Raw genomic sequence first — 19,356 nt, 5'->3', positions numbered from 1 at the left:
GCGCTCCGCATGATGCCTAATAGAGAGCGGAGTGCTGAACGCGGTCGCGGCGGGTTCTGCGTTAACGACAAAACCCGCCGGCGTGGCCGGCGGGTTTGTGTGAGAGGCGGAGCCCCAGGCGATGATGCCGAGGTATTGCCGATCAGTTGCTGCCGCTGGTGATATCGCCAAGCGCCTGCCATTCCTGGATGGCCCGGTCGAAGATCGCTTCGCCGGTCGTGCCCTTTTCAAGCGTCAGCAGCGCCCGCCGGCCATTTCTGTAGGTCACCGGAATGTCGATCCAGTTGCGGTCGCGCAGCAGGCTCAGGTTCTGGCTGCGGGCCTGATCGAAATCATTGAGTGCGACCATGTAGAGATTGTCGGTGATCTTGGCCGAGACCGCGACCAGCGGATCGCCGCGTGCCGCCTCGGTTTCCTTCAGCGAGATCCGCTGCAGGTTGTCGATGGCGCCGCCGTCAAATCCATCTCCGAGATCGAACGAAATATCGATCAGATGGCTGGCGGGAAGCGACGGATCGTCATTGCGGCGAATGGTGATCGTGCCGGAAAGCTTGGCGTCGGGAACGCTCATCTTGCCTTCGATCACCGGCTCCGGCACCGAGGTATTGTTGTTCTGCTGCTTCAGGTTCCACTCGACCGTGCCCTGATAGGCCGACGGTACGGACTGCCCGAGCTGCTCTTCATAAAGATACATCTTCTGTGCAGAGCCAACCGGCGGGGCGGGGGTCGTGGAGGTATCGGTTCCCTCGGGCACGGCGGAAGCGCTCGGTGTCGTCTGGGCGGCAACGCTCTGGGTCGTGCCATTGCCGGACCCTTCCGCAGGAAGCCCCTCATCAACCTCATTGCCATCCGGCAGCAGCCGCTGGGTATAGGGCTTGTCGACAGTGCCGCTTTGGCCAGCCGCGACAACGGGCGTATTTTCGGCATCGGCGGGCGCCGTGGCCGAGTCTGCAGGCGTGGCCGTTTCGGCCGCAGGTGAACTTTCGCCGCCGGCAACAAGGCTTTGCAGCTGGTCGCGGTGCATCCAGCTGAAATAACCGCCAATGCCAAGCGCTATCACGACGACGAGGGCAATGACCGGCACCAGCAGCCGGCGCAGCAAGGACTTGCCCTTGCCGGTTTCATCGTCATCGTCGCGCCACTGCGTGTCGTCCTCATCGTCATCGAGATCGTCAAAATCGGCATGGGCGCCGCCGGGCGCGAGACCAAGGATGGTATCAACATGGTCCCATTCGGCATTCGAGGCCGGGCGGCTTGGCGGCGGCGGTGCCAAGGGTATCGTTCCACCCGAATAGGCGGGATCGAAGGCCTCGTGCTCAGGCTCCTGGCGATTTGTCTGCTTTTGCTGCGCCGCAGGCTGCCAGACGTCATCCTCCGGCATGTCGCTTTCGTCGGGGCTGCCCCAGCCTTCATCATGGCTCGGTGTCAGCGGCGCGCGGGTCAGCGGCTCATCTATGCTGCGCGCATCATGCGCGTGAGCGAAAATGTCTTCTTCCTCAACCGGCTCCTGTGCAGGGCCCCGGCCTGGCGATGCCGCTGAACAGCGATCGTCAAAATCATGGGTGTCGTCATATTCCGGCGCGTTATCGGCAGGCTCTGCCGCTGCGGCGGGCTCTTCCCAGACGTCGCGATGCTGCTTCGACCAGGATGTTTCCTGCACCCTGGAGGGAGCGGGGTCCTGCCGCCGTTCAACCGGCTCGGGCGCTGCTTGCGGAGCGGGCGCTTCTTCCGGTTCGAGCCGCCGCGGTTGCGGTGCATATTGTTCCGGCGCGGGCTTTTGCGGCGTCTGTCTGGGGGCGGGCGGCTCTGTCACAGGCGGTGGCGCGTCTTCGAAGGCGTCCATCGCCCCGTCTTCGCCAATCGCCTCGGCAAATTCACTTTCGACCTCGGCAATGGCCGTGTCGATCTTGTCGATCTGCCGTTTCATCAAGGATTCGGGTGGCTTTGGAGACATGTTCTCCAATTGCCGGATCACTGCGGCCCGCGCCTTTTCATAAACGCGTGCACGCAGTTCGGGCGTGTTGTCCGGTAGTCCTTCTACCGCCCGCCGAATGACTGAAGCGAAATCCGCCATGCATAAACCCCAATTGCCCGGTCACGGGCCGGAACAATAATGTGACTATGTCTAGTCTTCAAATGGATCGGTGACGAGAATCGTATCGTCCCGTTCCGGACTGGTGGAAAGCAGGGCCACCGGTGCGCCGATCAGTTCTTCGATCTGGCGCACATATTTGATCGCCTGTGCCGGCAGATCAGCCCATTTGCGGGCGCCGACGGTCGATTCCTTCCAGCCTTCCAGGCTGATATAGACCGGCTTGACACGCGCCTGATCGCCCTGACTTGCCGGAAGACTTTCCAGAGCCTTGCCATCGAGCTCATAGCCGACGCAGATCTTGATCTCGTCAAGGCCGTCGAGAACATCCAGTTTGGTCAGTGCAATGCCAGTAATGCCATTGGTGGCGACGGCCTGCCGGACCAGCACCGAATCGAACCAGCCGCAGCGGCGCTTGCGCCCGGTCACGGTTCCGAATTCACGACCGCGTTCCCCTAGGAACTGGCCGACCTCATCGGTGAGTTCCGTCGGGAAGGGGCCTTCGCCGACGCGGGTGGTATAGGCCTTGGTAATGCCGAGGATATAGCCGAGTGCGCCCGGGCCCATGCCGGAACCGGCGGCGGCCTGACCGGCGACCGTATTGGACGATGTCACGAAGGGATAGGTGCCGTGGTCGATGTCGAGCAGGCTGCCCTGTGCGCCCTCGAACAGAATGCGTGCGCCACGCCTGCGTTCCTTGTCGAGCAGCAGCCAGACCGTTTCGCGGAAGGACAGAACGTGCTCGGCCACCGATGTCAGCTCTTCCATGATGGTCTCATGGCTGACTTCAGCTGCACCGAAACCGCGACGCAGCGCGTTGTGGTGCGTCAGCAGGCGGTCAACCTTGGCCGGCAGCGTGTCCAGATTGGCCAGATCCATCAGCCTGATTGCGCGGCGTCCGACCTTGTCCTCATAGGCCGGGCCGATGCCGCGGCGCGTTGTACCGATCTTCGTGCCGCTATTGGAGGCAGCGTCCTCGCGCATTCCGTCAAGCTCGCGATGGAGCGACAGGATCAGTGTCGCATTATCGGCAATCCGCAGGTTCTCAGGCGAAACCTTGACGTTCTGGGCTTCAAGGCGGCCGATCTCGGCAATCAGTGCATGGGGGTCAACGACAACGCCATTGCCGATAACCGCAAGCTTTCCGGGCCGTACAACGCCTGAAGGCAGCAGCGAGAGCTTGTAGCTCACGCCATCAATCACCAGCGTATGACCGGCATTGTGGCCGCCCTGATAGCGCACGACGATATCAGCGCGCTCCGAAAGCCAATCCACAATCTTACCCTTGCCCTCGTCGCCCCATTGCGAGCCGACCACCACAACATTCGTCATTTTACCTACCTATAAGGACCGTCTGTCCCGGATACTGAAAACGTGCGCATGTATAAAGACCTGTGTCCAAGAATGCGACTCTTTCAAGATGACCGGGCTATGTTTTCGCGTGACAATGGCACAAGCCGCAGTTTATTCGAAGGCCGGAAACGAATAAAAACACACCTTTGGCAGCAATTTACCGCGGCCAAAGCGGGAGGGAGCGAATCATCCATGCAGATCAAGGCCTATAGCCTGCTGACGATAACCACGCTTTTATGGGCGGGCAATCTGGTCGCGGGCAAGCTCGCTGTCGGCCATGTGTCTCCGATGATGCTCAATGTATCGCGCTGGGCCATTGCAGCCTTTGCCGTGACGATTTTCTCTCTGCCGCAGATCCGCCGTGACTGGCCGGTCATCCGTGCCAACTGGCTGCTGCTGCTGGCCTATGGCGCGGTCGGCTTCTCGGCCTTCAATGCATTCCTGTATTCAGCCCTCAAACATACCGGCGCGATCAATGGAGCCGTTGATCAGGCGGGTATTCCGCTGATGATCTTCCTGCTCAATTTCGCGCTTTTCCGGATCAGGGCCAGCCTTGCCCAGCTCTTCGGTTTCTTTTTGACCTTTGTCGGTGTCATCATCGCCGTCACCCATGGCCATCCGGCCGACCTTGCCCGCTTCACCATCAATTTCGGCGACGCCCTGATGGTGATGGCCGTGCTCTGCTATTCTCTCTATACCGTCTCGCTGCGCTGGAAGCCTCAGCTCGACTGGCGTTCGATGATGATGGCCTGCTGTTCAGGCGCCTTTCTCGCCGCCCTGCCCATGGTCTTCATGGAGGCGAAGAGCGGCGATCTGCAGGTCCCGACCGATACGGTCGGCATTCTCGCTGTCATCTATACGGGGCTTCTGCCGTCTCTGGTGTCGCAGGCACTGTTCATCCGGGGCGTGGAACTGATCGGTCCCAACCGTGCCGGGCTCTTTATTAACCTGATTCCGGTCTTCGGCATTTTGCTGGCGGTCTTTCTCCTGGGTGAAGACCTGCAACCTTTTCATATTGTTGCTCTGATTCTCGCAATTACAGGTATTGCGATCGCGGAAAAGGGTAAGCCGAAAGAAACGTGATGAGCATTTTTTTCGGATTGATAACGCTGTCTGCCATCGACGGCGGAATTTTGGGTACTAATTTAAATACTCACCGTATATGAGCAATGAGTGAACAAGGGGTCAGTTGTGGATCCTGGTTTCGGTATTGAGCGGATCGAAAGCCGCTGACATCTGCCCACGCTGCAGGAATACAGGAGAAATAGCTTGAGCCGGACACGTTGGTTTGAGATCATATCTGAGGACATCGCGTGGGGAGGCCAGAGGTGAAGGTGAGGGTTCAAGTCTGGCGCTGGGCTGCTCTTTCCGGCTTTGCCTTCGCGACATTGCTTTCTGCCGCGACTTTCTGGCGTGAGTTTGACAGCATTATGGCCCCGGATCCTGCCGAACCGGAATATGGTGTGGCGCTTCTGTCCGGGCCGCTCGCCTTTGCCCCTTCGTCTTATTCGAAGAAGGCAGCGCTGAAGCGCTGTTATGAAGTCTTGCAGGCGCGTTACAGCTATGCGACGGCTGAAGATCAGACGCACAAGCTCGTCGACAATTGCCTTCAGACCGCCGCTGCCATCGGTGACGTCATGCCTTCGATGAGTTTTGCCCGCTTTGTCGGCTCCTATGCCGCGATGATCGAAGGTAATACGGAACTTTCCAACACGTTGCTGGGTGAAGCCTTCGCGCTGGGGCCCAATGAGGGATGGCTGGCAGGTTCGCGATTCTGGTTCATCGAATCCTATCGTGCGCAGATTTCCGCGGAAAACCGTGCGCTGGAGGATGATGACATCGCGCTTCTGGCAAGCGCCTATAATGGCAGGAATATGCTGGCGAACCGTTATGTGACCAATGAAGCATTTCGATCGCGCGCCGTGAATGTTATCGAAACGCTTCCGCAGGAAGAGCAGAAGCGCTTTCTCTACCGCGTCAGGAAGTTTGCAAATGCGCAGTCCGGTCAATGACCGCTTGTGGTTGGCTTCGAGATCTGAGGCAGGAAAAGTCGATAGTCGAATATGAGTAAAAGAAGATCCAAACCAAGCCGTCAGGCGCGGTCCGTTCTGAACAACCGGACGCTTTTCGTTCTGGCTCTGCTGCTGCTGGTCACGCCGCTCATGCTCGGCGGCAACCGGCCTGCCGTGTGGGCGCTGGATGCTATGTTCGTCTTCGCCTGGATGGTGCTCTATGTATGGCGTGTGATGCGATATGACATCACGCCGCGGGTTCTTCCTTCGCAATTCCCGGTGATTGCCGGTCTTTTTTTCGCCTTTGCCGCCTATAATCTGGTTCAGATCCTGCCTGTATTCTCGTTCCTGTCGAACAATATTCTGGCCTTTCCCTCCGGTCATGGCGGCGGCGACACGATCTCGGTCGCGCGCGGCGATACGTTTCTGGCGCTGCTGCGCTGGCTGACCTACGGCTCTGTCTTCTATCTGGCGCTGCAGATCGCTGCCAATCCGGGCCGGTCGGCCTTCTTTACCAGGGTTTTGTTTGCAATCATCGTCGCTCACGCGGTCTATGGGCTGCTCTTGCGTTTTCAGTTCGGCGACAAGATCCTGTTTGTACATAAATGGGCCTATCTTGGTTCGGTGACGGGCGGTTTCGTCAACCGGAATTCTTTCGCCACGTTCCTGGCATTCGGTGTTTCGCTCGGTGCCGCTCTGATCGGCACGCGGGTCGCCAAATATCGTCAGAATAACCGCGGGAAGCTGATCGACCTGCTGACGGCGCGCGACGGGATCATTCTCTATGTCGCGGGCCTGCTTCTGATCGTCATGGCACTTGTTGCCACGGATTCCCGCATGGGCAATATCTCTGCGCTGGCCGGGCTGACCGTGACCTGTGCGATCGTGATTGCCAGTTCCAGCTCCGGCGCTTCGGCGCGGAGCATTCTTGGTTTTCTCGCTCTGCTGTTGGTCGGCTTCGGGGTGGTTGTCATGTTCTACGGTCCCGTGCTGGTCGACCGCTTCAACTATGACACGGCTTCGGTTTCGGTCGCCGTCCGCACGACGCTTTACGAGCAGACATGGAATATGATCATGCACCGTCCGTTGATTGGCTTCGGCGGCAACGGCTTTGAGTTTGCATTTCCGCTGTTCCATCAGGGGGCACTCTCAGCCGACTATCTCTGGGATCTTGCCCATTCCACCTATATGGCGCTGTGGAGCGAATATGGGCTGGTCTTTGGATCCATGCCGCTGGTGATCGTCGCACTGATCTTCTGGCGGATTCTCCGATCCGACTTCTCTCTGGCCGACGATGCTGCCGGCAGTATCGCTGCGATCGGTGTCATCGTCACGGCGGCGGTGCATTCGACCGTTGATTTCAGCCTTGAGATGGAAGGCGTAACCTTGCTGTTCGTGGCAATTATTGCCAATGGTATAGGCGAAACACGATTGCCGCGTGAGCGCAGCGAGACGGCGGAGGCTAAAGAATCCTGAATATGCAGTTTCTGGGCAAGCTCTTCAAAAAGAAGCCGGAGCCGGTCGCAGGCCGGCGTCATCTGGTCTTCGACACGGTGCCGGCTGCGATATTCGCCATTGGCGATGTCCACGGCTGCATCGATCTTGCCCGTCGGATGGAAGATGAGATCGCGCATGTCGCCGCAAATATAGCTGGAGAAAGCTGGATCATCTATCTTGGGGACTATGTTGATCGCGGTCCCGCAAGTGCGCAAATGATCGATTTTCTCATGGCACGGCAAGGGGCGGGGCTGCGCCGATTGTGTCTGGCCGGCAATCACGAAGAGCAGATGCTGTCATTTATGCTGAAGCCGGCGGGAGACCACCACTGGCTCAATTTCGGTGGGGAAGAGACACTGAAGTCCTATGGCGTGCAGGATCTGCAGCGCTTGCGCAAGCAGCTTCCGACCGTCGTTGCCAGCCATATCCCGGAGGAGCATATCGAATTCCTCGATGGGCTGCCGTCGATGATCCGGTTCCCCGGCCTCTGTTTCGTTCATGCCGGGCTGAAACACGGGGTCGCCCTCGAAGATCAGGTTGACGCCGATCTTTTGTGGATCCGGCCTGATCGTGAGGAGGCTGAGCATGGCGGACCCGTCATGGACGGGCCTCTTGTCGTCCATGGGCATACACCTGTGAAGCAGGTCGAACGGATTGGTAACCGCATCAATCTCGACACCGGCGCCTATTTCACAGGCCGTCTTTCCTGCCTGAAACTTGCTGGAAACAAACCTGATTCCGTGTTGGAGGTCGGCGGCGGCAATTCTTGATAAGAGTTTACTCCGCACTGGATTCTGGTATTGAATGTTGCTTATGTAAAATCATTCCAGAGATATCCTGTCATTTCCTTTTTGAAACGTTGAGTGCATTATGGATAATGAAATTGATATTCGCAGCTTGATAGCCATGATTAGGCGGCAGATTTGGCTTATCCTATCCGTGGTCATCGGCATAACCGCCATCACATCAGCCGCAGTTTATTCAATTACACCGAAATATTCCGCCACTGCACTCGTTTTTGTCGATACGAGTTCCAAGAACCTGCTTGATCCGCAGACCTCGTACAGTGCCGCTTCAAGCGACAATGCGAGGGTCGATTCAGAGGTCAGGATTCTCACATCGAACAGCGTTCTTCTGGACGTTATCAACGATCAGAACCTCGTTCAGGATCCTGAATTTGGCGTTCAGACCTCGCTAACGAAGCGGATTTTGAGTAAATTGCACCTCTCCGAGACGGGGGGCGAGCAAGGTGCCGATGCCCTGTCGAAGGTGCTCAACCGTTTCAAGGCGTCCATTTCCGTCAGCCGCAGTGGCCTGACCTATCTGATCTCGGTGACGGTCACATCACAGGATCCGAAGAAGGCCGCAGTGTTGGCCGATGCCCTGGTCGATGCCTATATCAAGCAGCAGGTACAGGCGAAGATTTCGTCTATCGTCGCCGCGCGTGACGTCATTCAGGCGCGCGTTTCGACCGCCAGCCAGGCGGTCGTCGAGGCTGAGAAGAAGCTTGATAGCTACATTCTCGACAATATTGACAGCCTTCAGAATGAAACCGGGGCTTCCAATCTCGCGGCCCTGCGCGATCAGCTCGATACCTTGTCAAAGGAAAGCAGCGACGATCAGTCGCGGCTGGAAATCATCAACCGCAGCATGGGAAGCAGTGATTTCGCGACGCTTGTTTCCTCGCTTCAGACCGAAGCCGCTGCGGCGTTGCAGGGGCAGTGGCAGCAGGTCAATGCGGAACTTGGCGATGTTGCGCAAAACAGTTCCCGCGCTGTCGATCTGCGGGCTGAACTTGCGAAGATCGAGAACTCCCTGAAGGAACAGGCACAGAGCACCGCGAACGACCTGCGCAGTCAGATCAACGCTCAGGAAAAGCAGTCGGAAGACCTGCGGTCGCAGTTGCGCAGTTCCGTGTTGCAGAGTGATCTGCCGCCTGAGGTCCTGACGGAGATCTATGGTTTGCGCCAGTCTGCTGATATCGCACGAACGCAATATCAGAACCTTCTGTCGCGGCAGCAGGAACTCGATAACCTGTCATCATTGCAGATTGCCGATAGCCGCATCGTCTCGCGCGCCATGGTCCCGGCCAGCCCGTCTTATCCCAACAAGCAGCTGATCTTTGCCGCTGCGCTGTTGCTGTCGTTTGGCCTTGGCCTGGGGCTCGCCTTCATCCGTGAGCACTATGTCGGCGGCTTTACCACGGAAGAGCAGGTGGAATCGGTGCTGCATCTGCCGCTGGCGACCCTGACGCCGCGCGAAAGCTCTTCTTCGGGCAATGAAGAGGTCAAGGATGGCACGGGCGGGCGAACGTCGCTTGCCAATCTCGTGGTTGAATCGCCATTGTCGACCTTCGCCGAGTCGATCCGGCGCGTTCGCGTCGCGATCGAACAGGCGCAATATAACAAGCGCAAGGCGGCGCTCGCCGCGGGCCAGTCCATGGACCATGAAGACGGTCTTGGAACCATTGTCATGATGACCTCTGCGGTTCCCGGTGAAGGCAAATCGACGATGTCGCTTTCGCTTGCCCGCACCTATGCGATCTCCGGGAAGAAGACGCTTCTGATTGACTGCGATCTGCGCAAGCCGAGCGTCCACCGCTATCTCGGCATGGAGCCGAGTTCGGGTCTGGTCGACTTCCTGCGCGGTTCATCGGGCGGTTCGTCGCTCGCCAATCTGACGGTCAACGACCCTCTGACGGGCCTGACCGTGCTGCTCGGCAGCCGCCGGACGGATTTTGCGACCGACGAGCTCTTCATGGGCGAACGGATTGCCAAATTGCTTGAGAGTGCACGCCGCCATTTCGACTTCATCATCCTCGACACGCCGCCGATTGAACCGGTTGTTGATGGGCTCTATCTTGCCCGCTTTGCCGATGTCGTCGGTTATGTGATCAAGTGGGCCAGCACGTCGCAGCAGAGCGCACGCCGTTCCACCAATGCGTTGCGGGCCAATATGAAGGATGACGGTTCGCTTTTGGCGATCATGAACCAGCTCGAGCGGACCAATCTGTTCGGCAACTACTACTACTACTATTCAGGCTATTATTCCGATTGATCGGAATGGGAGCGAACGGACACGAAAGAGCCGCGGCGTGAAAACGTCGCGGCTCTTTTTTGTCATGTCAGAAGCAATGGTTGGTTCAGGCATCTTCCTCGCGCACGGCGCGCAGCGCGCGTGCATTGGCAAGGACCTGTTTCTGAACGGCTTCCTGAACTTTCTCAAAGGCGCGGACTTCGATCTGGCGAACGCGTTCACGGCTGATCGAAAACTCGGCAGAAAGCTCTTCGAGCGTTTCCGGGTTCTCACTCAAGCGGCGGGCGGTAAAGATCCGCTTTTCGCGATCGTTCAGCACATTCATCGCCTGGACCAGCAGCTGCCGGCGGGTATCATGCTCGTCCTGATCGATCAGCATCTGTTCCTGGCTGTCGCTGTCGTCAACGAGCCAGTCCTGCCACTGGCCGGCATCGCCTTCGGATGCACGGATCGGTGCGTTGAGCGAGGCGTCGCCCGAGAGGCGGCGGTTCATGGAAACCACTTCCTCCTCGCTCACATTGAGCTTGGTGGCGATCTCGGTGACCTGTTCCGGCTTCAGATCGCCATCTTCAATCGCCTGAATCTTGCCCTTGAGGCGACGCAGGTTGAAGAACAGACGTTTCTGATTGGCGGTCGTGCCCATCTTCACCAGTGACCAGGAGCGCAGGATATATTCCTGGATCGACGCCTTGATCCACCACATGGCGTAGGTCGCCAGACGGAAACCGCGCTCGGGGTCGAATTTCTTCACCGCCTGCATCAGCCCGACATTGCCCTCGGAAACGACCTCGCCGATCGGCAGGCCGTAACCGCGATAGCCCATGGCGATCTTGGCAACGAGCCTCAGATGGCTGGTGACGAGCTTGTGGGCGGCCTTGCGGTCGTCATGCTCCTGAAACCGCTTGGCGAGCATGTACTCTTCCTGCGGCTCGAGCATCGGGAATTTACGGATTTCTTCGAGATAACGGTTAAGGCCATTCTCGCCGGCACGAATGCTGGGGATGATATTGTTAGCCATGCAGAGACCCCTGTAAGTTGAACCCCTATTTTCAAACGGTAAGATTGAAGTTTCAGCAGGTTCCAAGGTTGGGCGCGTTCATGCGAACCGCGCAAAGGGAAATTCAGATATGGGGTCGCTGCTCCGGTCTTTCAAGAGGGGGAGCTGAGGGCTCAGCGCTCGTGGCGGAATGCGCTGCAAAGCGTTTCCATGTCTTCCGGCAGCGGCGCCTCGAAATGGATGGTTTCCCCCGTTGCCGGGTGTTCGAAGGCCAGCAGATAGGCGTGGAGCGCCTGGCGCGGAAATGCCGTCACCGTCATGCGGGCGTCATCGTCCAGTTTGTTCGCCTTGGTCTTGAAGCCGGCGCCATAGGTCTGATCGCCGATCAGCGGGTGGCCGATATGGGCCATGTGAACGCGGATCTGGTGGGTGCGTCCGGTCTCCAGCCGGCATTCGACCAGGCTTGCCGTTGCGGTTCCATCCGGCTTTTCGCCAAAGCGCTCGACCACCGAGTAATGGGTGATGGCGAAATCGGCGTCCGCGCTTTCTGCGGACTTGACGGCACGGCGCACGCGGTCGCCGCTGCGCCCGAGCGGCGCGTCAATGGTTCCGGTCAGCGTTTTCGGGCGGCCCCAGACAAGGGCGAGATAGGCCCGCTCCAAGGGACCGGTGCGGCCATGATCGGCAAACTGCGCTGACAGCGACTGGTGGGCGCGATCATTTTTGGCGACGACCATGACGCCCGTCGTGTCCTTGTCGAGCCGGTGTACGATGCCCGGACGTCGGACGCCGCCAATGCCGGAGAGCGTGTCGCCGCAGTGATAGAGCAGGGCATTGACCAGCGTTCCCGTCCAGTTGCCGGCACCCGGATGCACGACCAGCCCGGCCTGCTTGTTGAGCACGATCAGGTCGTCATCCTCATAGAGGATGTCGAGCGGAATGTTTTCCGGCAACGGCGTCGGATCTTCCGGTTCCGGCACATCCAGCGACACGGTCTCGCCCGGCTTCAGCTTGCGGGAGGGATCGCTGCAGATCGTACCGTTGATCGTGACCGCATCCTTGACGATCATCGCCTTGATGCGGCTGCGCGATGTGGCATCGCCCATCTGCCGGGAAAGAAATGCGTCAAGCCGCTCTTTCCCGCCTTCTTCAACGAGAAAGTCTTTTCTATTGGGCTCGGCTTGTTTAAAGGGGGCTTTATCCGTCATTTCTTTTCTGAACCTGACATTGAGGAACTGGCGCTTTTAAGGCAAACAAGGCTCAAGGGCAATTGACTATGGCACATGATCGCAACGACGCCGAGGATGAAAAGCCGCTCGACCCGGCGCTTGATATCGTTCGTCGCAAGATGCTGCGACTGCAGATCATCTCTGCGGTGATCATGATTGTCAGCCTGTTTGCTGTCTTCGGAGCCATCATATACAAGATTTCGTCGCGGGATGAGGCGAAGGCACCGAGCGCCCATGCGCTCGCCGTCCCATCCGGCGCGCCGCTGGAATTTGTCGCACCGCTGCCGGACGGCTTCAAGGTGCTGCAGGTGTCCTATGGCGACGGTTCTGTCACCTTTTTCGGCACTCGCGCCGATGGCAGGCAGGCTGTCTACATCTTCGATCTTGCGACCGGCCGCATGGCGGCAACGGTGACCATACCCTGATACAGCCATGACTGTCGAAACCATCACCGATCCGGACGATGAAAGGGTTGCGCCGTTCCGCGCGATCCGGGAGCGGGATCTGGTCGGGCGTCGCGGCCAGTTCATTGTTGAAGGAACAGTGGTTCTTCGCGTCCTGTCGCAGGTTCATGGCCGCGTTTTCAGGGCCGAGCGCATCCTCGTGCTGGAGAACCGACTTTCCGGGATCGGCGACATTCTGGCGGATTTTCCAGCTGATGTGCCCGTCTATGCCTGCAATACGCAGGTGATGAATGCCATTGCCGGTTTTGATATGCATCGCGGTGTTCTGGCCCTTGGAACACGCCTGGCCTCTGTTTCGCCAAGCCCTGCTGAGCTTCTTGAGGCATTGCCTGACGATGCGCTGGTGGCGGCGGCAATCGGCCTTTCCAATCACGACAATGCTGGCAGCCTGTTTCGCAATGCAACGGCCTTTGGTGCTGATGCCGTGCTGCTGGATGAGACTTCATGCGATCCGCTCTATCGCAAGAGCCTCAGAGTTTCGGTCGGCTCGGTGCTGAGAATGCCGTGGATACGGGCCAGTGACGGTGAGGGGTTGCTGACCGGTCTGGCGGCGGCCGGTTTTCAGATCGTCACCCTGTCGCCGGCCGGTGCAACCACAATCGACCGTTTGCAGCCGTCACGGCGGACGGCGCTGATCCTCGGCACGGAGGGGGAGGGGCTGCCGGCATCGATCATGCAGCGCTTCAGTCCTGTCCGTATCGCCCAGTCGCCGGACCTCGACAGCCTCAATGTTTCCATGGCGGCTGGGATCGCGCTTTATGAACTGGCGTTGAAAAAGGGACGTATCGGCTGAAGCGCGGGTCTTTCGGCCTCAGCGCTCGCTTTGAAGCGATGCGAGCAGGTCTGCCGCCCGCGCGGCAAGGCTTTTCCGGCTGCCGTGAGCGGCGGCCAGTTTCAGTTTTTCGGCAAGGGCGGGATCAGCGCCCTCGATCAGCCATGTATGGGCGATCATCAGCGCGCCGAGTTCGGCCAGGCCCTGCCGCATGGCGTCATCGTCCTGGCTGTCCTGCGCCTTGGCGATGGCAAGGCGAAGGGCGCGGCTGCGCCCTTCTATATCCCGTTTCAATGCATCGTCTTTGGTTTCACGCATGAGTGCTCGCGATCAGAAAGGATTCCAGGTCGGCTTCTGGGTCAGCTTCAGATAGCCGACATTGACGCCAAGCCGGGCACCGACGCCGGAGCGGACCGGAACGAGAATGATGTTGCCGAATTTGTAGACCTGCATTGAAAAGCCCGCGACGACATAGGCCGATCCGGAAACGCCGCCGAAACGATGGTAGATCTCGCTGACTGCAGGCAGATTATAGACCAGCATCATGACGCGCGAACCATCCCCGCCATAATCGAAGCCGAAGGAGGGACCCTGCCAGAAGACCGGGTGCTGGCCGACATTCTTGGTGTTGAGGGTGCCTTCGCCATAGGTCAGACCGGCGATGAATGCGCCGGAGCCTTCCTTGCCGAGAACATAGCCATTCGGCAGGCCATATTTGGAAAAGGCATTCTGCAGCGCGGTGGCGAGGCCAGCACTTGCCTCGCCGAAGAAGTTGCTGCCAGCGGCGACGATTTCATCGGCCGAGTAGCTGTTATTCTGTTGCTGCTGGGTCTGTTGGGCGAGGGCCGCTCCGGACGGCGCAACGCAAAGGGCAAGAAAAAGCGCGGTCATCAGGACCGGCTTCAGGATCAGGGGTGCTATTGCGCGCATGGCAGTTCCATTCTTTTCATGATCGGGCATTGCGATTTCTCGCGAATCTGACAAGCGTGTGCTCGAGCATCATTGTGACCGCCACCTATTAACAATGGATTTACCAAATGTGGTGTTTTTCAGGGGGCGGCGCTGAAAAGGGCTCGACAATGGCCGAAGGGTCCCGGCAGCTGGGCCGCAGGTGAGCAACCGAAAGGAAGATGTTATGGCAAGGAACCCCAATCTGACGCTGAGCGGGCCTGATCTGGCGGCACTGCTGGCGAGCCGTATCTGCCATGATGTCGTCAACCCGATCGGTGCGGCCGGAAACGGTCTCGAACTTCTTGATGAAGGGGGCATGGATGAAGAAGCGCTGAGCCTCATCCGTCAGAGTACCCACAGCGCCGCCACACATCTGAAATTCGCGCGTCTTGCCTTTGGCGCATCGGGCACGATTGCTGCGCCGCTCGATACCGGTGAAGCTGAACGGGCCGCACGTGATCTGGTTGCCCTCAACAAGCGGCTGGTCATCGAATGGACAGGGCCTCATGCCAATGCCGACAAGGATCGGGTGAAACTCATTCTCAACCTGCTGCTGGTCGCCATGGCGACGATCCCGCGTGGCGGCACCATCGAAGTGATGATCGCATCCGTCGACGCGCCATTCAGCTTTTCCATCCGCACGCGCGGCGGTCATATTCAGCCGCCGTCGGAATTTGCCCGCATCCATTCCGGCGTGATGGAGCAACCCGTGACGTCGCATAATGTGCAGCCCTACTACACGGCGCTGCTAGCGGAATTGACCGCTACGGATATCCGGTTCACCCTGAATGAGGGTGAGGTGCTGTTTGAAGGGCAAAGCGTCGCTTAAGGCCGTTTGCGGCCAGCGGCGGGCCAAACAGAGCATCAGATGACGTTTCGCGACTGCGAACAAGTTTAAAAGCCAGCGCTTTGCCGCTGGCTTTTTGGCTTTTGTCGCCCATGTTGGCGGAATTCCCAATTTTCGTCACGCTTTCGCGTTCCTATCAGGCGATCCATGATTTTTACGTTGCCAGTCCGTCGAAACTTTTCGGCCATGGCGGCGTTTGTCTCCAGAAGCCGCGTTGCAGCAAAACGCAGACAAGGGAGCAGAGCATGCGATATCGCATCCCGAAGGCCGGTGCCCCTCTGGCGTCACACTATGGGCGGTGGCGAGATGATCCGGGCTGGCGTCTGAAATGGCGGCGGGCCCCGATCCTCAGACGTGCCGGTCTGGCCGGTTCTGTGGCGATCGGCCTCTTCCCGGTCGCAGGCCTTGCCCAGACAGCGTCGGATCTGCCGGAAATTGCCGCAAGCCGCAGCGATGATGGTCTTGCTCCGGTCAAGGTCGAGCTGAGACCCTTTGAGGAGCGGATCACACGTGATTGCGAAATTGGTTATGGCACACTGGTGGCGGTTGTCGCCCCGATGGATGGGCGTTTGACCATCATGCCCCCCGGAGACAGTGTTGAAACCGGCACGCTCATCGCCCGCTACGACACGACAGCATTCGAGCATCAGCGGGATGCCCTGGAGCGCGACATTGCCTATCTGAATGCCGAACGTGATTACAAATCGGGTGTCTATCGCAATAATATGAGCGCGATCCGTCATCTCGATATCGATGCGCGGCAGCAGGCACGTGACCAGATGGCCGCTCAGGTCGCCGAAATGAAGCGGCTTTTCAATGACGGGCGGCTGGCGCTGTCACGCTTTCAGGAGGCGCAGCGCAAACTGGATACGGCATCAGCGGAACTGAAGCGCGCCCAATGGCAGGACGAGTTGGCAGATCGTGAGACCGTGCTCGAGGTCCAGCGGCTCGCCAATGCGGTTCTGGCGAAGCAGAGCGCGCTCAGCGAGGTCCAGGCAAGGATCGCGCAGGCCAGCATCCGCGCCCCCGTTGCCGGCCATCTGGTTGATGTCGAAACCGTTGATGCCGGCAGGCGCAGCCTGAATGTCCATGCCGGCGAGCGGATCGCGCTTCTGGCTGATCCGGCGCGGCTGGGAACCCGGCTGAGCTTTCGTCCTGAAGAGATGCGCAGCGTTCGCGGCGCGGAGATCGTGGTCACGGCTGATCGCGATCACCTTCCGCGCCCGGCAAAAATCGCCGCCATCCGCTCGGTGGAAACGGGAACTGACAGTCTCGACGGGCGATTCGAGACGCAAGTCTCGATCGTCTTTCCGGCGGATGACGCGGCAGGGCTTCTGAACAGCGCCGCAACCTGCAGCTTTTCGCGGCCCTTGCCGCAGAAGGAACCGGGCGTGCCCGTCTCGGCCGTCTTCATCCAGAATGATCATTCCTATGTTCGCAAGCTCGACAAAGGCGATCCGACCCTGACGGAGGTCGAGCTGGGCGAAATTTCGGACAATTATGTTCGCGTTCTGTCAGGGCTGAGGCCTGGTGACCTTGTTCTCAAGTAAGATCAGAAATGACGCCAGCCTGCTCGTGGGCAGGCTAGCGCATCGGCTCGAAAATCGGAATCGATTTTCGAAAGGAACAATGCGTCGATTCAATGAGATAGAGCGTGCTGGTGCGCCCAAAAGGACGCACGGCGCTCTCTCGTGGCCGGGTCTGTTTGCCATCGGCATCATGCTGTCGGGCTGCACGTCACCAGAACTGCGTGACACTGTCCGCCAGATTGATCAGATGGAAAGGGAGATCAACGCGCCGCCGGCACCGCCGCCCCCCGATGAGGCCGTGCTTGATCCCGACCGGCTGATGACGACAGCGAAGGATCGCGGAAAGGATTTTTTGCGCGCGCGGATCAGCAAGGCCAGAGCCGTTGTGGAGCTTGATGCGGCCAAGTCCGGGCGCTATCCGCGCGTCAGCGTCACGGCCCGGCGGATCTCCTACTATACCGGTGATGTCGATGACATCACATCCTACTCCAACATCGTTCTTGGCGTGAACTGGGACGTGATGCGCGCGCTCTTGCGTCTCGACCGGAATGCCGTTGCCATTGCCGGCCGCCTGATCCCGGTTCAGTATCAGGTGGCGGAGCACAAGGCGATGACCAGATTGCTCTCTGCCTATGTCGACTATTCGGCGCTCGATTTCAAACGCGAGGACGTGCTGAATGATCAGGCGGCGCTTGCCTGCAAGGTCGATGACCTCGAAGTGGAGGTTGCGCTTGGCAATGCCAGCCCATCGGAGCTTGACGCACTGCGCGGTCAGATCAAGGCTGCGGATGCCGAGCTTGAGGCGGTGAAGCAGTCTATGGCATCGGGCCGGGACCAGCTGCTGGCACTGGCCGGCCTTGCTGAGGGCGGCTATGATGTGGCGCCCGGCCAGTCGATGCTGCCGGCGCTCAAAGCGCTGCCAAACGTGGTGACGGATGATGGCGCCGCCTGTTTTGAACATTCAGGCAATCGCCAGCTTGAAGATCTGCTGGTGGCGGCGGCCGGAGCACAGCTGCAGCTGGCAAAGCAGTCACGCTTCACCAAGCTCACCACATCCGTCCCGAATTTCATGACCCAGACCGGCGGCTTCAATCTGCAGTTCCTGATCTCCTATGTCCTGCCATTGATCGATCAGGGCGATTCGCTGCGGCTGACCCAGAAAGCCCGCCTTTCGCTGATGGAAACCATCCTGACGGCCCGCGACAACCGCCGCGATTTCATGGGCGATTTCGATTCGCTCGGGCTCAAGCTGGCCGAGGCGGAGAGCAGTCTCGCAACGGCCCGCTCTGCCCTTGTCCACGCTGAAAATGCGGTAAAGACAGAAGAGCCGCTGACGGCCTGTAATGACCGGGTCGCTCTGGCCAAGGCACAAAAGTCGGTGCGGCAGGCGCTGTTCAGGATTGATGGCATCAAGGCCGAGCTGCGACTCCTATGTGCTCCGATCGTCGAGGGGTGAGACGCGCGGCAGGGGCAGGGACGCGCCGCGCTTGCCGACACGCAAAGAGCGCCGGAAGCCTTCTGGCTTGCGACGCTCTTTGAGAAATTGTTCCGGGATTGGCCCGATCAGGCGCGTTTTTGCATTTCCTGCTGATCGGGATCGCGCAGGACATAACCCCGTCCCCAGACTGTTTCGATGAAATTGGTGCCGCCGGCGGCATTGGCCAGCTTCTTGCGCAGCTTGCAGATGAAGACGTCGATGATCTTCAGTTCCGGTTCGTCCATGCCGCCATAAAGGTGGTTAAGGAACATTTCCTTGGTCAGCGTGGTGCCCTTGCGCAGTGAGAGCAGTTCCAGCATCTGATATTCCTTGCCGGTCAGATGCACGCGCTGGCCGCCGACCTCGACGGTCTTGGCATCGACGTTGACCGTCAGATCACCGGTCGAGATCACCGACTGGGCATGGCCCTTGGAACGGCGGACGATGGCGTGAATGCGGGCAACCAGTTCTTCCTTGTGGAACGGCTTGGTCAGATAGTCGTCTGCGCCGGAGCCGAAGCCGCGCACCTTGTCATCCGTGCCGGACATGCCGGAGAGGATCAGGATCGGCGTCGCAATTTTGGCCACGCGCAGGGCCTTCAGCACCTCATAGCCGGACATATCCGGCAGATTGAGGTCGAGAAGGATGATGTCGTAATCATAGATCTTGCCGAGGTCGACACCTTCCTCGCCGAGATCCGTCGTATAGACGTTGAAATTTTCGCTCTTGAGCATCAGCTCAATGCTTTGAGCCGTAGCGCTGTCGTCTTCGATTAAAAGAACCCGCATGTCTTTCCCCTTAAACCGCCGCTATTAAAAGGTCTGATCTCGCCCCGACGCGATACGGACTCAGTGATGACCTGACGTGAAGCTGACACCTAATGGTTAACAAATTCTGATTCTCTCTGGCAAGATGGTCAGATTTTATTAATTTTATTGGTCAGCCTTATGATTTTGCTCATGTTTCAGGCGCCTGAGAGCCGAGAAAACAGGTGAGAAAATTTCGCTAAGTGATTCATAAGACTCGCTAGTTTTCGTCTGTTTCCGTGCTTCGGGTTTACCGACCCTTAAGTCATGTCGCCTATGATCTGCCATGGCTGT

The 19,356-nt window shown here is 58.9% G+C and carries 17 protein-coding genes; 10 read left to right on the top strand and 7 right to left on the bottom strand.

Annotation, left to right across the window (positions count from 1 at the left end; all coding sequences use genetic code 11):
* Window positions 1–142: 142 nt before the first annotated feature.
* Together HCK86_RS00880 and HCK86_RS00875 are read right to left on the bottom strand one after the other, a co-directional pair.
* Complete coding sequence (locus HCK86_RS00880) at window positions 143–1,927, bottom strand: hypothetical protein (protein ID WP_176082585.1); 1,785 nt, start codon at window positions 1,925–1,927, stop codon at window positions 143–145.
* 198 nt (window positions 1,928–2,125) lie between these two features.
* Window positions 2,126–3,424, bottom strand: coding sequence for an adenylosuccinate synthase (locus tag HCK86_RS00875; RefSeq protein ID WP_176082584.1), 1,299 nt, complete (start codon window positions 3,422–3,424; stop codon window positions 2,126–2,128).
* Window positions 3,425–3,637: 213 nt separating this feature from the next.
* Here HCK86_RS00875 and HCK86_RS00870 point away from each other — a divergent pair, with 213 nt between their 5' ends.
* From HCK86_RS00870 to HCK86_RS00850, 5 genes are all read left to right on the top strand, one after another.
* Window positions 3,638–4,528, top strand: coding sequence for a DMT family transporter (locus tag HCK86_RS00870; RefSeq protein WP_176082583.1), 891 nt, complete (start codon window positions 3,638–3,640; stop codon window positions 4,526–4,528).
* A gap of 245 nt (window positions 4,529–4,773) precedes the next feature.
* Window positions 4,774–5,457, top strand: coding sequence for a hypothetical protein (locus tag HCK86_RS00865; RefSeq protein ID WP_176082582.1), 684 nt, complete (start codon window positions 4,774–4,776; stop codon window positions 5,455–5,457).
* Between the two features lie 51 nt (window positions 5,458–5,508).
* On the top strand, window positions 5,509–6,933 hold the full coding sequence (locus tag HCK86_RS00860) for an O-antigen ligase family protein (RefSeq protein WP_176082581.1): 1,425 nt from the start codon (window positions 5,509–5,511) through the stop codon (window positions 6,931–6,933).
* 2 nt (window positions 6,934–6,935) lie between these two features.
* Window positions 6,936–7,724 carry a metallophosphoesterase gene (locus HCK86_RS00855; RefSeq protein WP_176082580.1) on the top strand — a complete coding sequence of 263 codons (789 nt, stop codon included), beginning with the start codon at window positions 6,936–6,938 and terminating at the stop codon, window positions 7,722–7,724.
* Between the two features lie 439 nt (window positions 7,725–8,163).
* The gene (locus tag HCK86_RS00850; protein WP_246739402.1) at window positions 8,164–10,011 is read left to right on the top strand and encodes a GNVR domain-containing protein; all 1,848 of its coding nucleotides are present in this window, start codon (window positions 8,164–8,166) and stop codon (window positions 10,009–10,011) included.
* Window positions 10,012–10,096: 85 nt separating this feature from the next.
* Here the strand turns inward: HCK86_RS00850 and rpoH are convergent, their stop codons facing one another.
* Window positions 10,097–11,008: an RNA polymerase sigma factor RpoH gene (gene rpoH, locus HCK86_RS00845; protein ID WP_176082578.1), complete on the bottom strand. Its 912-nt coding sequence runs from the start codon at window positions 11,006–11,008 to the stop codon at window positions 10,097–10,099.
* A gap of 152 nt (window positions 11,009–11,160) precedes the next feature.
* Entirely contained in the window at window positions 11,161–12,195 is a 1,035-nt protein-coding gene (locus HCK86_RS00840; RefSeq protein ID WP_176082577.1) for an RluA family pseudouridine synthase, read from the bottom strand.
* Between the two features lie 68 nt (window positions 12,196–12,263).
* On the opposite strand from HCK86_RS00840, the gene HCK86_RS00835 reads away from it, so the two are divergent.
* Window positions 12,264–12,641, top strand: a complete 378-nt coding sequence (locus tag HCK86_RS00835) for a hypothetical protein (protein WP_176082576.1) — start codon at window positions 12,264–12,266, stop codon at window positions 12,639–12,641.
* Between the two features lie 7 nt (window positions 12,642–12,648).
* Window positions 12,649–13,473 carry an RNA methyltransferase gene (locus tag HCK86_RS00830; RefSeq protein ID WP_176082575.1) on the top strand — a complete coding sequence of 275 codons (825 nt, stop codon included), beginning with the start codon at window positions 12,649–12,651 and terminating at the stop codon, window positions 13,471–13,473.
* An 18-nt stretch (window positions 13,474–13,491) separates the two neighbouring features.
* Here the strand turns inward: HCK86_RS00830 and HCK86_RS00825 are convergent, their stop codons facing one another.
* Together HCK86_RS00825 and HCK86_RS00820 are read right to left on the bottom strand one after the other, a co-directional pair.
* Window positions 13,492–13,770 (bottom strand): hypothetical protein, encoded by a 279-nt coding sequence (locus HCK86_RS00825; RefSeq protein WP_176082574.1) that lies wholly within the window; start codon window positions 13,768–13,770, stop codon window positions 13,492–13,494.
* A gap of 12 nt (window positions 13,771–13,782) precedes the next feature.
* A complete protein-coding gene (locus HCK86_RS00820; protein ID WP_246739401.1) occupies window positions 13,783–14,382 on the bottom strand; it encodes a DUF1134 domain-containing protein in 600 nt (199 codons plus the stop codon).
* A gap of 205 nt (window positions 14,383–14,587) precedes the next feature.
* Here HCK86_RS00820 and HCK86_RS00815 point away from each other — a divergent pair, with 205 nt between their 5' ends.
* The 3 genes from HCK86_RS00815 (at window position 14,588) to HCK86_RS00805 (ending at window position 18,235) form a co-directional block, all read left to right on the top strand.
* Entirely contained in the window at window positions 14,588–15,232 is a 645-nt protein-coding gene (locus tag HCK86_RS00815) for a histidine phosphotransferase family protein (protein WP_176082572.1), read from the top strand.
* A gap of 263 nt (window positions 15,233–15,495) precedes the next feature.
* The gene (locus HCK86_RS00810) at window positions 15,496–16,800 is read left to right on the top strand and encodes an HlyD family efflux transporter periplasmic adaptor subunit (RefSeq protein ID WP_176082571.1); all 1,305 of its coding nucleotides are present in this window, start codon (window positions 15,496–15,498) and stop codon (window positions 16,798–16,800) included.
* Between the two features lie 79 nt (window positions 16,801–16,879).
* Window positions 16,880–18,235, top strand: coding sequence for a hypothetical protein (locus tag HCK86_RS00805; protein WP_176082570.1), 1,356 nt, complete (start codon window positions 16,880–16,882; stop codon window positions 18,233–18,235).
* 107 nt (window positions 18,236–18,342) lie between these two features.
* Here the strand turns inward: HCK86_RS00805 and HCK86_RS00800 are convergent, their stop codons facing one another.
* Complete coding sequence (locus HCK86_RS00800) at window positions 18,343–19,044, bottom strand: response regulator transcription factor CtrA (protein ID WP_176082569.1); 702 nt, start codon at window positions 19,042–19,044, stop codon at window positions 18,343–18,345.
* Between the last annotated feature and the right edge of the window lie 312 nt (window positions 19,045–19,356).

Origin of the sequence: Martelella sp. HB161492, from assembly GCF_013184775.1 — a bacterium.
In the GTDB taxonomy this organism is placed as follows: domain Bacteria; phylum Pseudomonadota; class Alphaproteobacteria; order Rhizobiales; family Rhizobiaceae; genus Martelella.
Note: the sequence above shows the minus strand (reverse complement) of the source record. Positions and strands in the feature narration are given on the sequence as shown.

What these genes read in the sequence shown, in the direction of transcription:
- HCK86_RS00800 (WP_176082569.1), bottom strand. Translation starts at nt 19,044, where the DNA reads ATGCGGGTTCTTTTAATCGAAGACGACAGCGCTACGGCTCAAAGCATT.
- HCK86_RS00840 (WP_176082577.1), bottom strand. Translation starts at nt 12,195, where the DNA reads ATGACGGATAAAGCCCCCTTTAAACAAGCCGAGCCCAATAGAAAAGAC.
- HCK86_RS00860 (WP_176082581.1), top strand. Translation starts at nt 5,509, where the DNA reads ATGAGTAAAAGAAGATCCAAACCAAGCCGTCAGGCGCGGTCCGTTCTG.
- HCK86_RS00875 (WP_176082584.1), bottom strand. Translation starts at nt 3,424, where the DNA reads ATGACGAATGTTGTGGTGGTCGGCTCGCAATGGGGCGACGAGGGCAAG.
- HCK86_RS00810 (WP_176082571.1), top strand. Translation starts at nt 15,496, where the DNA reads ATGCGATATCGCATCCCGAAGGCCGGTGCCCCTCTGGCGTCACACTAT.
- HCK86_RS00815 (WP_176082572.1), top strand. Translation starts at nt 14,588, where the DNA reads ATGGCAAGGAACCCCAATCTGACGCTGAGCGGGCCTGATCTGGCGGCA.
- HCK86_RS00825 (WP_176082574.1), bottom strand. Translation starts at nt 13,770, where the DNA reads ATGCGTGAAACCAAAGACGATGCATTGAAACGGGATATAGAAGGGCGC.
- HCK86_RS00820 (WP_246739401.1), bottom strand. Translation starts at nt 14,382, where the DNA reads ATGCGCGCAATAGCACCCCTGATCCTGAAGCCGGTCCTGATGACCGCG.
- HCK86_RS00880 (WP_176082585.1), bottom strand. Translation starts at nt 1,927, where the DNA reads ATGAAACGGCAGATCGACAAGATCGACACGGCCATTGCCGAGGTCGAA.
- HCK86_RS00835 (WP_176082576.1), top strand. Translation starts at nt 12,264, where the DNA reads ATGGCACATGATCGCAACGACGCCGAGGATGAAAAGCCGCTCGACCCG.
- HCK86_RS00870 (WP_176082583.1), top strand. Translation starts at nt 3,638, where the DNA reads ATGCAGATCAAGGCCTATAGCCTGCTGACGATAACCACGCTTTTATGG.
- HCK86_RS00830 (WP_176082575.1), top strand. Translation starts at nt 12,649, where the DNA reads ATGACTGTCGAAACCATCACCGATCCGGACGATGAAAGGGTTGCGCCG.
- HCK86_RS00805 (WP_176082570.1), top strand. Translation starts at nt 16,880, where the DNA reads ATGCGTCGATTCAATGAGATAGAGCGTGCTGGTGCGCCCAAAAGGACG.
- HCK86_RS00855 (WP_176082580.1), top strand. Translation starts at nt 6,936, where the DNA reads ATGCAGTTTCTGGGCAAGCTCTTCAAAAAGAAGCCGGAGCCGGTCGCA.
- rpoH (WP_176082578.1), bottom strand. Translation starts at nt 11,008, where the DNA reads ATGGCTAACAATATCATCCCCAGCATTCGTGCCGGCGAGAATGGCCTT.